Below are 13,261 nucleotides of genomic sequence, written 5' to 3' on the forward strand. Positions count from 1 at the left end.
CACTCAGGCGGAATGACGTCAGGGAATATACTGAGGCTGTCTATCGGGTGACGTCATAATCAGGATGTGTCTGGTAGAGGCTCACACACCGGATTATTTCCCCGTTTTTAACACAGGTTGTGTGTAGTGTCTCGTGTTGTCTCGCTTCAGCATGATTAAACTCTGATTTTAGTCGGGTTTATACATAAGCGATGTAATTTTTAAAAAATAGTTGAGGGTCAATGTTATGCAGGCGCGGGTGAAGTGGGTTGAAGGGTTAACGTTTCTTGGCGAGTCCGCCTCCGGGCATCAGGTGTTGATGGATGGAAACGCCGGAGACAAAGCGCCGAGTCCGATGGAAATGGTGCTGATGGCGGCGGGTGGATGCAGCGCCGTCGACGTGGTATCCATCTTGCAGAAAGGGCGTCAGGATGTCGCGGATTGCGAAGTACGATTAACGTCGGAGCGCCGCGAAGAAGCGCCGCGTATGTTCACCACGATTAATTTGCATTTCATTGTGAAAGGGCGCGGCTTGACCGACAAAGCAGTTGAGCGCGCCGTCGCGCTGTCGGCGGAAAAATATTGTTCCGTCGCGCTGATGTTGGGAAAAACGGTACATATCACTCACAGCCATGAAGTCGTCGAACTGGAATGACCCGGTCGGTTGCACATCATGCGCGGCGGTTGTACGGCTGCCGCGCCACGCTTTAACCGATGTTATCGCCCGCCAGTAGCCGCTGTACCAGCGGCGTCATAATCAGCTCCATCGCCAGCCCCATTTTCCCTCCCGGCACCACGAGCGTATTGATGTGCGAAATAAACGAACCTTGCAGCATGGCCAGCAAGTAGGGGTAGTCGATGTTGCTCATCCCCTGAAAGTGGATCACGACAAAACTTTCATCCATGGATGGAACGGATTTGGCGGCAAACGGATTGGAGGTATCGACTGTCGGGACGCGCTGGAAGTTGATGTGCGTGCGTGAAAACTGCGGGGTGATATAGGTGATGTAGTCCTCCATCGAGCGAACCACCGAATCCATCACCGCTTCGCGTGAGTGGCCGCGGTCGTTGATATCCCGTACCAGTTTCTGCATCCACTCCAGGTTGACGATCGGCACCACGCCGACCAGTAAGTCCACATGCTGGGCGACGTTATGGGATTCCGTCACGACGCCGCCGTGCAGCCCCTCGTAAAACAGAATATCCGTGGGTTCCGGCATCGGTTCCCAGGGGGTGAATGTTCCCGGTACCTGCTTGTAGGGAATGGCTTCGTCGTAGGTGTGGAGATATTTGCGGGTTTTACCGCTGCCGCTGCGACCATAGTCGATAAACGCCTGTTCCAGCAAACTGAAATCATTGGCTTCCGGGCCGAAGTAGCTGATGTGCCTGCCCAGATCCCGCGCTTTACGGATCGCCATGTCCATTTCCGGACGGGTATAACGGTGATAGCTGTCACCGTCGACCTGCGCGGCGCGGATATTGAGCTGCTGGAAAATTTTATGAAACGCCAGGCTGGTGGTGGTAGTGCCGGCGCCGCTGGAGCCGGTTACTGCAATAATCGGGTGTTGATGCGACATGATGCAAACTCCGGTCGGTCAGGCGGCGCGGGTCGTGATCGACCATAACGCAATATCCTTATTGTTATCATGTTTGTTCCGGCCTGACACGCCAATTTACGTTTTCCAGCGGGCGTGTCAGCCGTCGTGAATCACGCCGCTGCGCAAGGCGTTACGCGGCATGATGTTGACGGTTTCATGCAGTTCGGACCAGACCAGCACCACCTCGCCGCGTTGCAGTTGCAGGTGTACGTCTTCCACCTTTTCCGCCAGCGAGCGTTCATGTTCGCCGTAGTCGGTGCCTTCCCGCAGTACGAATGATTCAATCAAATTTTCCAGCGTGTCGGGCGCCAGCGCCTGCCAGGGAATGATCATTTTATTGCTCCAGATAAGGGGTGAACCAATCGGGGATGCGATGTTCCAGCCACATTTCAGGGTGGCGCCATGATCCGCTGACAAAGCCGACATGCCCGCCATGCTCTGTCAGTTGGTATTCGACGCAGGGCGGTAACTGCGAGGGATCGGGAATGACTTCAGGCGTCATAAAAGGATCGTCCTTTGCCTGGATGATCAGGGTTGGAGTACGGATCTGCGGCAGCAGCGGCATGGCGCTGCAACGCCGGTAATAATCCGCGGCGTCGTGAAAGCCGTGAAGACGGGCGGTGATGAGGTCGTCGAACTCCCTCAACCCGCGTACCTGTTTGATGCGGGACGGCGATACCGGAATGGTGCCGGGATACGCCGCCAGTTTGCGCAGTGCGCTCTGGCGCAACGAATTGACCAGATAAGATTGATAGATGCGGGAAAACCCCTGTTCGATGCGGCGGCTGCAAGGCTCCAGCAACAACGGCGCCGAGACGACGGCGGCGGCGTTGAGCGAACAGCGCTCCCCCTGACGGCCCAGCAGGCAGGCCAGCATATTGCCGCCGAGCGAAATGCCGATCGCCGCCGTGGGCGCCGGCCCCAGCGTTTTTTCCAGCCATTGCAGGAAATAGTCGGCATCGCCGGTTTCGCCGGAGTGATAGATGCGCGTCCGGCGATTAGGCACCCCGCTGCAGCCGCGGAAATGCATGATCACCGCCAGCCAACCGCGTTCCCGACAGGCGGCCATCAAACCGTGCGCATAAGGGCTGCGGAAGTTCCCCTCCAAGCCGTGGAACAGCACCACGCGCGGCTTATGCGCCGCAGGTTGCGGCGGTTCGCTCCAGGCCAGTTCGACGAAGTCGCCGTCGGGGGTATCCAGCGTTTGCCAGACGGGCGTCAGGCTGGGGCGTCGGCGAAACAACCGCGGCAGCAGTGTTTGCAGATGTGGGTTGCGCATCCCGCCCAACGGCTGAAAAGCGCTGTTGTGTAGTGGATAAGTATTCATGGCAAAAAACTTGTATGGGTGACGTCGCGCTGCTAGGTTGATGGCTTTCTGCTAATCCCTTCCGGCTTTAAAGGATTGCCGTTTCATGGATCACGTCAGCCTGTTTCTTTCTATGTTGGGTTTCTTGTGGGTCGCAGCGATTACTCCCGGCCCCAATAATATGCTACTCACCGCATCCGCCGCCAATTTTGGTTTTTTGCGCTCTCTGCCGTTAATGCTGGGGATCATGATCGGCATGCAGAGCATTCTGCTGTTGGTATCGCTGGGGCTGGGCAGCTTGATTCTGCTCTATCCGCCTTTGCATCTGGCGTTGAAAGTGTTGGGTAGCGCTTATCTGTTGTGGCTGTCGTGGAAAATAGCCTCCGCAGCCTACGAACGGCTGGATCTGGACACCGCGCCGTCGGCGCCGATGCCGTTGTATCAGGGCGGGTTGTTGCAGTTTCTCAATCCCAAGGCGTGGCTGATGTCGCTGGGCGCGGTTGCCGGTTTCAGTCTGGCGGGCGATGGTTATACCGGGTCGGTGTTGTCGATCAGCGTGGCGATGGCGCTGGTGAACGCGGTCGCGGGCGCCGTCTGGCTGGCGTTCGGCGCCGCCATCGGCCGTCTGCTGCGTAGCCCGGTCGCCTGGAAGCGCTTTAATATTTCGATGGGGATCCTGACGGCCGCCTGCGTGTTGATGATCTGGCATTAAGCGCCGGGAGAACGGCGCGGCACGCACGGTGAGTTTCGCGTGCCGCGATACGTCATAGTCAGTCTTCCGTGCTGCGGGACAAGGCTTCAAGCTGTTCCTGCGCGTCGAGCCAGGCCATTTCCACCTCTTCCAGTTCGGCTTTGGTTTTACTCTGCGTTTGCAGGCATTCCGTCAGTTCGTTTTTCCGATCCGCCTCGTAAATGGCGTTGTCCGACAGGCGCGCTTCCACCCCGGCCAGCGTGTTCTGCAGTGTTTCCATCTGCTTCTCCAGCCGGGCGATCTCTTTACGCAACGGTTGGGTCATGGCGCGCAACTCGGCGTCGCGCCGTTTCTGCTCTTTTCTGGCCTGAGCGTTGTTGGCGTTGGTGTCCTTCGTGTCGTCTGCGGCGTTGCCCTGTGTTTTTTGTGCATCCAGCAACCAGCGCTGATAATCCTCCAGGTCGCCGTCGAAGGGGTCGACTTTGCCATCGTGTACCAGATAGAGGTCGTCAGTGGTGGAGCGAATCAGGTGGCGATCATGCGAAACCACCACCAGCGCGCCGTCAAAATCGATCAATGCTTCGGTCAGCGCCTGACGCATGTCGAGATCCAGGTGGTTGGTCGGTTCGTCCAGCAATAGCAGGTTGGGGCGCTGCCAGACGATAAGCGCCAGCACCAGCCGCGCTTTCTCTCCCCCGGAGAAACGCTCGGTATTTTCGGTGACTTTATCGCCGCGAAAACCGAACCCACCCAGATAGTCGCGCAATTGCTGCTCGGTTTCCCGATCCGCCAACCGGGTGAGATGTTGCAACGGAGACTCGTCTGCCCGCAGAAACTCCAGTTGGTGCTGGGCGAAATAGCCCAGACGCACGCCCTTGGCCAGACCGATTTCGCCGCTGAACGGCTGGAGTTCTCCGGCCAGCAGTTTAATCAATGTGGATTTGCCCGCGCCGTTGTGGCCCAGCAAACCGATGCGCGAACCGGGCACCAGATTGAGTTTGATCGAGTCGAGGATCAGGCGTTCGCCGTAACCGGCACTGACTTTCTCCATACGCAGCAGTGGGTTCGGCAATGCTTCCGGCGCACGGAAGCTGAAGCGAAACGGGTTGTCCACATGCGCCGGCGCGATCAGCTCCATGCGCTCCAGCATCTTGATGCGGCTTTGCGCCTGCTTGGCTTTGGAGGCCTTGGCGCGAAAACGGTCGATATAGCTTTGCAGGTGAGAAACCCGTTCCTGCTGGTGTTCGTACAGCGCTTGTTGCTGGGCCAGCCGCGTGATGCGTTGCTGTTCGAACGAGGTGTAGTTGCCGGTGTACTCGAACAGGATTTCTTGCTCGATGTGCAGGATCTTATTGACGATGGGGTCGAGGAAATCGCGATCGTGGGAGATCAGGATCAGCGTTCCCGGATAGTTCTTCAACCACTTTTCCAGCCAGATCACCGCGTCCAGATCCAGATGGTTGGTCGGTTCGTCAAGCAGCAGTAAATCAGAGCGACAGATCAGCGCCTGCGCCAGATTGAGCCGCATGCGCCAGCCGCCGGAAAACGCACTGACCGGTTGCTGCAACTGTTCTTGCTGGAAACCGAGACCGTTGAGCAGGCTGGCGGCGCGGGCGTTGATCGACCAGGCGTGAATAGCGTCGAGCTTGCCGTGCAGCGTGGCGATGGCGTTGCCGTCGTTATGCGCGTTGGCCTGTTGCAGACTGGCTTCCAGTTGGCGGTACTCACGGTCGCCGTCGATGACGTAATCCAGTGCGGAGCGGTCAAGCGCCGGTGTCTCCTGGTTGACCCAGGCCAGCGACCAATTTTGCGGGAACGTCAGGTTGCCGCCGTCGGCGCTGAGCTCTCCTTTCAGCAGCGATAGCAGCGTCGATTTGCCGCAGCCGTTTTTACCCACCAGCCCGACTTTCTGGCCGGGGTTGATGGTGGCGGTGGCGTTGTCCAGCAGTACCCGCGTACCGCGCCGAATTTGTAAGGAGGATAAAACAATCATAACGCGCCAAATGCTCAACTATGTTAAATTACGGTTCGGGTATCAGGATGTTGCGCCCATGTAGTGTTGCGCAGCATGGTAGCCGAAAATACCTGCAATGACGACGCTTGGGAGGGGAATGATGTTGCAGCCACCGAAGATTCTGCTGCTGTTTGCCCATCCTGAATCACAGGATTCGATCGCGAATAAGCTGTTACTGCAATCTGCCCGGCCTTTGGGGCATGTCACTGTGCACGACCTCTACGCGCAGTATCCGGATTTTTTTATCGACGTTCACTACGAACAACAACTGTTGCGCGAGCATCAGGTGATCGTGTTTCAGCACCCGCTGTATACCTATAGTTGCCCGGCGCTGCTGAAAGAGTGGTTCGATCGGGTGTTGACTCGCGGTTTTGCCAATGGTGTGGGCGGCAACGCGCTGGCGGGGAAATACTGGCGTTCGGTGATCACCACCGGCGAGCCGGAGAGCGCTTACCATCCATCCGGCGTGAACCGTTTTACGCTGTCTGAAGCATTAGTGCCGTTCGAAATGACCGCAGCCATGTGCCATATGCACTGGTTGTCGCCGCTGGTCATCTACTGGGCCCGCCGTTTACCGCGCGATGTGTTGGTGGAACACGCCAGGGCCTATGGCGACTGGCTGATGTCGCCTTTACCGCAGGGAGATCGTTAATCATGGAGTCGTCAGCCGTATTAAGCGCGATCATTCTGTTTCTGTTCGCCGCCGTATTGGCGGTGCCGGTGGCCAGTCGCCTCGGCATCGGCGCGGTGCTGGGGTACCTGATGGCCGGGATCGCCATCGGCCCGTGGGGGTTGGGGTTTATTCGCGATGTGGAAGCTATCCTGCATTTCTCCGAAATGGGGGTGGTATTTCTGATGTTTATCATCGGTCTGGAGCTGGAGCCCGCCAAACTGTGGCGTTTGCGGCGTTCCATTTTCGGTACCGGCGCCACGCAGGTGGCGCTTAGCGCGGCGGTGTTGGGTGGCGTGTTGTATGTCAACCAGTTTTCCTGGCAGGCGGCGCTGATTGGCGGTATCGGTCTGGCGATGTCCTCCACTGCGATTGCGTTGCAACTGATGCGTGAAAAGAGCATGCACCGCGGCGAATCGGGGCAACTGGGTTTCTCCGTGCTGCTGTTTCAGGACTTGGCGGTGATCCCGGCGTTGGCGTTGATCCCGGTACTGGCTGGCGTGCAGGGCGAATTGGGGGACTGGCGGCAGATAGCCTTCAAGGTGATGGCGTTTGCCGGCATGCTGGTGGGCGGCCGTTATCTGGTGCGTCCGTTATTCCGTTTTATCGCCGCTTCTGGTGTACGGGAAGTGTTTACTGCCGCCGCGCTGCTGTTGGTGCTGGGTTCGGCGATGTTCATGGAAGCGCTGGGTCTGTCGATGGCGTTGGGGACGTTTCTGGCGGGCGTGCTGTTGGCGGAAAGCGAATATCGTCACGAGCTGGAAATCGCCATTGAGCCCTTCAAGGGACTGCTGCTGGGGCTGTTTTTTATCTCGGTGGGCATGTCGCTCAATCTCGGGGTGTTGTACGCCAATATTTTGCTGGTACTGACCGCCGTGGTGATCCTGGTGGTGGTGAAAGGGGCGATTCTCTACCTGCTGGCGCGTATGTATGGGTTGCGCTCTTCTGAGCGGATGCAGTTTGCCGGCGTACTGAGCCAGGGCGGCGAGTTCGCCTTTGTGCTGTTTTCCGCTGCGGCTGCTCATAACGTCTTGAAAGGCAATCAGTTGCCGTTGCTGTTGGTGACAGTCACGCTGTCGATGATGGTGACGCCCTTGTTGATGCAGGTGATCGATCGAATCTTGAAGCGTCGCTTCAACCATCAGGAAGAGCACGACGATGAGGCCCATTATGTGGAAGACGACAAACCACAGGTGATCGTCGTGGGATTCGGTCGTTTCGGGCAAGTCGTCGCCCGCCTGCTGATGGCGAACAAGATGCGCATTACCGTACTTGATCGGGATATCAGCGCAGTGCGGCTGATGCGAGCATATGGTTATAAGGTGTATTACGGCGATGCGACGCAACTGGAGTTGCTACGCGCAGCCGGCGCAGAGCAGGCGGAGTCGCTGGTTATTACGTGCAGCGATCCGGAACATTTGATGACCATTGTGCGCCTTTGCCAACAGCATTTTCCGCACCTGACCATTCTGGCGCGTGCCCGGGGGCGTGTGGAGGCGCACGAACTGCTGCAGGCCGGCGTGACCCAGTTCACGCGCGAGACATTCTCCAGCGCCCTGGAACTTGGGCGTAAAACGCTGATTTCGCTTGGCGTGCACCCTCATCAGGCTTACCGTGCCCAACAGCACTTTCGACGGCTGGATATGCGTATGTTGCGCGAACTGATGCCCCAGCATATGGGTGATGTTTCGCAGATTTCCCGCGTTAAGGAAGCGCGACGCGAGCTGGAAGATATTTTCGAACGCGAGATGCAACGCGAACGCTGGCGCCCGGATGACTGGGATGAGTATTAAACCGTGTTTCGCCCCGTGCGACACCGGGCTGAAGTAGACAAAGGCGGATTGTGATATGCGAAAACGTTTTATCGCCGGGGCGGTGTGTCCCCAATGCCACTCGCAGGATACGCTGGCCGTGGGCCGGGAAGACGAGCAGGACGTGGTGGTGTGTGTGCGTTGCGGCTACCGCCAGCGTCAGCCGGAAGCCGGGCAGAAACCGGAAGAGGCGGCTTCCGATCGGCTGATCGGGATTTTCCGTCCGCAGTAAGCGTCGCCTGTGCGACAGCCGCGTGATTTTTTACCCCGGACAGTACATGGGCGTATTTTTCCGCTACAATTTGCGCCAAATCGATTTCCAACGCTAGGAGATATCATGAAAGTAGCAAAAGACCTGGTGGTCAGCCTGGCCTATCAGGTACGTACAGAAGATGGTGTATTAGTTGATGAGTCTCCGGTGAGCGCACCGTTGGACTATCTGCATGGCCATGGATCGTTGATTTCCGGCCTGGAAAAGGCGCTGGAAGGCCGTGATGTCGGCGAACGTTTCGATGTGAGCGTCGGCGCGAACGACGCCTACGGCGAATATGATGAAAATATGGTACAGCGCGTACCAAAAGACGTCTTCATGGGTGTCGATGAGCTGCAAGTCGGCATGCGTTTTCTGGCGGAAACCGATCAGGGCCCCTTACCGGTAGAAATCACCGAAGTTCAGGATGAACACGTTGTGGTTGACGGCAACCACATGCTGGCCGGCCAGAACCTGAAATTCAATGTGGAAGTCGTGGCGATTCGTGAAGCGACTGAAGAAGAACTGGCCCACGGCCATGTTCATGGCGCTCATGACCACGATCACGACGGCTGCTGCGGCGGTCATGGCGACCACGATGGTTGCTGCGGTGGTCATGACCATGACCACAGTCATGAACACGGCAAAGGCGGTTGCGGCGGTAATGGCGGCTGCGGTTGCCACTGATTGCCCGACATCGCAACGTATGAAAAAGGCCGCATTCGCGGCCTTTTTTGTGTCTCCGGTACGGCTGGAATCACTCTTTTCCCATCAGCATTGCATCCTGCGGCGCGTTGTCGCGCTGGCTGCGGGTCATCAGGAAGTAACTGTAACCCGCCAGCATCAGCACGATGAACAGGCCGCCGATCACCGGGTTAAACCACAGCATGGCTAACAGGCACACGACGGACAGCACCAGTGCGATAGCCGGGATGATGGGATAGCCCGGCGCGTAAAAGGTACGATGCAAACCCGGTTCGGTACGGCGCAGGCGGAACAGGCTCAGCATACTCATCAGATACATGACGTTGGCGCCGAATACCGCCATGGTGATCATCGCGGCGGTCAGACTGAGTCCCTGCAGGTTGATCCAGCTATCGCTGAAGATAGTGGCGATACCGATGACGCCGCCGGTGAGAATGGCGCGATGCGGCGTCTGGAAGCGGGACAGTTTCGCCAGCCCGGCGGGCAGATAGCCGGCGCGGGCCAGCGCAAAGAACTGGCGGGAATAGCCGAGGATGATGCCGTGGAAACTGGCGATCAGTCCGAACAGCCCGATCCACACCAGCATGTGCATCCAGCCGGAGTTTTCACCTACCACCGCTTTCATCGCCTGCGGCAGTGGATCGTTGATGTTGGACAAGGTGCGCCAGTCGCCCACGCCGCCCGCCATGATCATCACTCCAAGCGCCAGCACCACCAGTGTAATGATGCCGCTGATGTAGGCCTTGGGAATGGTGCGTTGCGGATCTTTGGCTTCCTCGGCCGCCATGGCAGCCCCTTCAATCGCCAGAAAGAACCAGATGGCGAAAGGAATGGCGGCGAAGATGCCGGAAATGGCCGGGCTGTCGAAGCTATCGCTGCCGGCCCAGCCGTTGGCCACAAAGTGGCTGATGCTGAAGCCCGGCGCCACCACGCCCATAAACACCAGCAGTTCGATTACCGCCAGCACGGTGACAAACAGCTCGAACATCGCCGCCAGCCTGACGCCCAGAATATTCAATGTCATGAAGATCACATAGGCGCCAGCGGCGGCGTAACGCGGATCCAGCGAGGAATACTGCACGTTGAGATACGCGCCGATGGCCATGGCGATCGACGGCGGTGCGAACACGAACTCGATCAACGTCGCCATGCCGGCAATCAGGCCGCCGGTTTCGCCGAAGGCGCGGCGGCTATAGGCAAACGGGCCGCCAGCGTGAGGAATGGCGGTGGTCAGCTCGGTAAAACTGAAAATAAAACAGGTATACATGGCGGCGATGATCAGAGTGGTGATCAGAAAACCAAGCGTGCCGGCGACGCCCCAACCATAGCTCCAGCCAAAATATTCGCCGGAAATGACCAGGCCGACGGCAATGCCCCACAAATGAAGCGTCCCCAAGGTGGGTTTCAACTGCATTGTCATGACTGTCTCCCATACAAAAGGTGGGTCAGAAGCGTAAGCATTCATGTAACCCATTGTTTAAGTTTTAAAAACACGCTTTTCTTTTGACTCTTCTGCGACGGGACACGCCCGGTACTTCCGCAAGGTTCCGATAATGCCGCCGGGGTAAGGCTGGAGACTTGACATCTGCACGGTGATTTTTGCGTTCTGCGGTCAAACCGTATGCCGTGCCTGCCGGGATGTCATGCGCGGTCAACTCCCGGTTTTGTGACGTCAAGCGCGGTTTGGGCCGCCGTTCCATGCTGAGGGACAGTGAGGTACTTCTTCGTAATTGAGTTCAGGATTGAGACGACACTATGGCAGAACAGTACGATACGCTTGACAACACCACGCTGGATCATCTGGCCGGGCTGGCGATGAAACGTTATCCGCCCGCGTTACAGGGCAAACTGACCCTGTTGTGCCGTTCGGAAAACGCGACCTACCGTCTGGCGGCGGGCGGTAAACGTTATGCGATGCGTATTCACCGTCCGGGATATCACCAGCGCGAGGAGATTGCCTGCGAACTGCAGTGGCTTACCGCGTTGCGTGAAGAGGGAATTATGGTGCCGGAGCCGTTGCGCGGGCTGGACGGCGAAACCGTGCAACGGGTGACGCTGGCGGACGGTACACAGCGTAACGTGGTGCTGTTCCACTGGATTGACGGTGAAATGCCCACCACGGAGGTGGACGCCGGCGCCTTTGAACAGTTGGGGATGATTACCGCGCGCCTGCACCAACATAGCCGTCGCTGGACGCAACCGGCCGGTTTTCGCCGAATCATCTGGGATCACGACACCATGGTGGGGCGGGAAAGTCACTGGGGCCGCTGGCAGGATGCGCCGAATCTGGCCGTGTCTGATCACGGCGTTATCGAGGAAACGCTGCAACAGGTGGGTGACGCCGTCGCTGTTTATGGGAAAGACAGCCAGCGTTACGGCCTGATCCATGCCGATCTGCGGCTGACCAACCTGCTGCTGCACCGGGGCGAAACCCGGGTGATCGATTTTGACGATTGCGGATTTGGCTGGTATTTGCACGATCTGGCCGCCGCGATCAGTTTTGTCGAACATCATCCCAGCGCACCGGCCTGGGTGGAAGGGTGGATCAACGGCTATCAGCGCGTATGTTCCCTGAATGATGCCGATCTGGCGGTCATTCCGTCGTTGCTGATCCAGCGCCGCATCCAACTGATGGCCTGGGCCGGCTCCCACCGCCAGACGGAACAGGCTGTCAGTCTGGGAGCACAGTGGAGCGCGCATACCGTTCGGTTATGCCGGCGTTATCTCGAAAGACGTGCGTTGCCCGTCGGCGCCTGAATCGCCGGTTGTGCACCACTTCAGCGCACCACTGTCCCGCAGTGGTGCTTTTTTGTTTTTATGATTCTTGAAAATCAATGTGTTGTGAGTGGTATGGAACTTGCTAGCTTTTGCTATTCCGTTGATTGTGTGAGGCAGGGATCATGGAAACCACGTCTTTTCGACTTCCACCGATGGCGGATCTTTCCATCGGGCATCGCGGTATCCTGGCGGCGGCCGCATCCGGCCTGGCCGGGTTCATCGGCGAGAAGGGCGGCGATGCCGACCGTATTCTCGGCGTCAGCGGCGTCGACCCTGAACTGTTGGCCTGCCCGACCCTCAGTCTGGGATTGGTCAATTACTGCCGGGTGCTGGAGGAAGCGGCTCGCTATTCGGATTGCGATAATTTCGGTTTGCACTACGGCAGGCAGTTCAAGCCGCAGGCGCTCGGGTTGATAGGCTATGTTGGGTTATGCAGTGCCACTCTGGAGCAGGCATTGCATAACGTAGTCAATGCCTTTCCCCTGCATCAGCATGACACCCTGATTCGCCTGGTGGACAAAGGGGACTGCTGGCGTTTCGACTATCAGGTGCGGCACGGCGCCATTCTGCACTGCCGTCAGGATGCCGAGCTGACGCTGGGGATGATCCTCAACCTGATTCGCCACGCGGCGGGCAAGTCCTGGGCGCCGAGAGAGGTACATTTCGAGCATCCTCGTCCGGAACAGTGGCATGAGCACTGTAAGGTGTTTGATGCGCCGGTTTATTTCGATCAGCCGTTTAATTCGCTGTTGATACCCAAACGCGATCTGCTACGAACCATGCCGGATCACGATCCATTGCTGCAATTGTTGGTTCAGGATGCGCTGCGTCAGTTGAATGGCGATGTGCATCAGCAGAGCGTGGTGGATATGGCGCGCGCCCGCTTGCGCCAGATATTGCCGCAAGGGGAGCCTTCGCTGGATGAGGTGGCGGAAAATATCGGCCTGTCCAGCTGGTCGCTGCAACGCCGGCTGAAAGAGGAGGGTATCAACTTTACCCAGCTGGTGGAGAAGGTGCGGTGTGAGATGGCGACCCACTATCTCCAGCAGCGCCAGCTTTCTATCTCTGAAATGGCGTTTTTGCTGGGGTACTCCGAAGTCAGCGCGTTTTCCCGCGCATTTCGCCGTTGGTTCGGCATCAGCCCGCGGCAGTGGCGCAAGGCGTGATGCCCGGCGCGGGCGGGTTGAGCGTCAATAGTGCGGCGGCGGTGTTTCTTCGGATTGCGAGGCGATCATGGATGTCGACGCCGCCTGTAGTTTTTCCACCAACATGCGCAGTTGCTCCCGCAGACGGGTCATTTCCAGCTCGTGCTGCACCACCGTCTGGTTGAGCTCGTCAATAGTGAGCTCCTGAAACGCCAGGCGGCTTTCCAGTAGTTCTATTCGCTGTTCCAGCTGTTGTTGCGACATCCTGAATACCTCTCTTCATTTTTACCGCCAGAGTTTGTCAGAAAGCGTAA

The 13,261-nt window shown here is 57.9% G+C and carries 14 protein-coding genes; 8 read left to right on the forward strand and 6 right to left on the reverse strand.

The genetic code is table 11. The features are described 5' to 3' along the window. The first annotated feature begins 226 nt into the window (after nt 1-226). Entirely contained in the window at nt 227-634 is a 408-nt protein-coding gene (locus DPA2511_RS01890; RefSeq protein WP_012764007.1) for an OsmC family protein, read from the forward strand. Between the two features lie 52 nt (nt 635-686). Here DPA2511_RS01890 and DPA2511_RS01895 read toward each other — a convergent pair whose 3' ends face one another. The 3 genes from DPA2511_RS01895 to DPA2511_RS01905 all read right to left on the reverse strand — a co-directional run bounded on the left by DPA2511_RS01895 (nt 687) and on the right by DPA2511_RS01905 (nt 2,904). Then, nucleotides 687-1,556: a phosphoribulokinase gene (locus tag DPA2511_RS01895; protein WP_012764008.1), complete on the reverse strand. Its 870-nt coding sequence runs from the start codon at nt 1,554-1,556 to the stop codon at nt 687-689. A 117-nt stretch (nt 1,557-1,673) separates the two neighbouring features. Further along, nucleotides 1,674-1,910, reverse strand: a complete 237-nt coding sequence (locus DPA2511_RS01900; protein ID WP_012764009.1) for a YheU family protein — start codon at nt 1,908-1,910, stop codon at nt 1,674-1,676. 1 nt (nt 1,911) lies between these two features. Then, nucleotides 1,912-2,904 carry a hydrolase gene (locus DPA2511_RS01905; RefSeq protein WP_012764010.1) on the reverse strand — a complete coding sequence of 331 codons (993 nt, stop codon included), beginning with the start codon at nt 2,902-2,904 and terminating at the stop codon, nt 1,912-1,914. Nucleotides 2,905-2,989: 85 nt separating this feature from the next. On the opposite strand from DPA2511_RS01905, the gene DPA2511_RS01910 reads away from it, so the two are divergent. Continuing rightward, nucleotides 2,990-3,595 carry a LysE family translocator gene (locus DPA2511_RS01910; protein ID WP_012764011.1) on the forward strand — a complete coding sequence of 202 codons (606 nt, stop codon included), beginning with the start codon at nt 2,990-2,992 and terminating at the stop codon, nt 3,593-3,595. A 58-nt stretch (nt 3,596-3,653) separates the two neighbouring features. Here DPA2511_RS01910 and DPA2511_RS01915 read toward each other — a convergent pair whose 3' ends face one another. Continuing rightward, nucleotides 3,654-5,567 (reverse strand): ABC transporter ATP-binding protein, encoded by a 1,914-nt coding sequence (locus DPA2511_RS01915; RefSeq protein WP_012764012.1) that lies wholly within the window; start codon nt 5,565-5,567, stop codon nt 3,654-3,656. Between the two features lie 121 nt (nt 5,568-5,688). Between DPA2511_RS01915 and kefG the strand changes: the two genes are divergently transcribed. From kefG to slyD, 4 genes are all read left to right on the forward strand, one after another. Continuing rightward, a complete protein-coding gene (gene kefG, locus DPA2511_RS01920; RefSeq protein WP_012764013.1) occupies nt 5,689-6,240 on the forward strand; it encodes a glutathione-regulated potassium-efflux system ancillary protein KefG in 552 nt (183 codons plus the stop codon). 2 nt (nt 6,241-6,242) lie between these two features. Continuing rightward, nucleotides 6,243-8,051: a glutathione-regulated potassium-efflux system protein KefB gene (kefB, locus tag DPA2511_RS01925; RefSeq protein ID WP_012764014.1), complete on the forward strand. Its 1,809-nt coding sequence runs from the start codon at nt 6,243-6,245 to the stop codon at nt 8,049-8,051. 55 nt (nt 8,052-8,106) lie between these two features. Beyond that, a complete protein-coding gene (locus tag DPA2511_RS01930) occupies nt 8,107-8,301 on the forward strand; it encodes a YheV family putative zinc ribbon protein (RefSeq protein WP_012764015.1) in 195 nt (64 codons plus the stop codon). A 105-nt stretch (nt 8,302-8,406) separates the two neighbouring features. Further along, complete coding sequence (gene slyD / locus DPA2511_RS01935; protein WP_012764016.1) at nt 8,407-9,006, forward strand: peptidylprolyl isomerase; 600 nt, start codon at nt 8,407-8,409, stop codon at nt 9,004-9,006. 70 nt (nt 9,007-9,076) lie between these two features. On the opposite strand, the gene eat is transcribed toward slyD, so the two are convergent. Then, entirely contained in the window at nt 9,077-10,444 is a 1,368-nt protein-coding gene (eat, locus tag DPA2511_RS01940) for an ethanolamine permease (protein ID WP_012764017.1), read from the reverse strand. A 335-nt stretch (nt 10,445-10,779) separates the two neighbouring features. Here eat and DPA2511_RS01945 point away from each other — a divergent pair, with 335 nt between their 5' ends. Next, the gene (locus tag DPA2511_RS01945) at nt 10,780-11,781 is read left to right on the forward strand and encodes a phosphotransferase enzyme family protein (RefSeq protein ID WP_012764018.1); all 1,002 of its coding nucleotides are present in this window, start codon (nt 10,780-10,782) and stop codon (nt 11,779-11,781) included. A 143-nt stretch (nt 11,782-11,924) separates the two neighbouring features. Further along, complete coding sequence (gene qhpR, locus DPA2511_RS01950; protein ID WP_012764019.1) at nt 11,925-12,968, forward strand: AraC-like transcriptional regulator QhpR; 1,044 nt, start codon at nt 11,925-11,927, stop codon at nt 12,966-12,968. Between the two features lie 24 nt (nt 12,969-12,992). Here qhpR and DPA2511_RS01955 read toward each other — a convergent pair whose 3' ends face one another. Next, a complete protein-coding gene (locus tag DPA2511_RS01955; protein WP_012764020.1) occupies nt 12,993-13,211 on the reverse strand; it encodes a SlyX family protein in 219 nt (72 codons plus the stop codon). Between the last annotated feature and the right edge of the window lie 50 nt (nt 13,212-13,261).

This window comes from Musicola paradisiaca NCPPB 2511 (assembly GCF_000400505.1).
In the GTDB taxonomy this organism is placed as follows: domain Bacteria; phylum Pseudomonadota; class Gammaproteobacteria; order Enterobacterales; family Enterobacteriaceae; genus Musicola; species Musicola paradisiaca.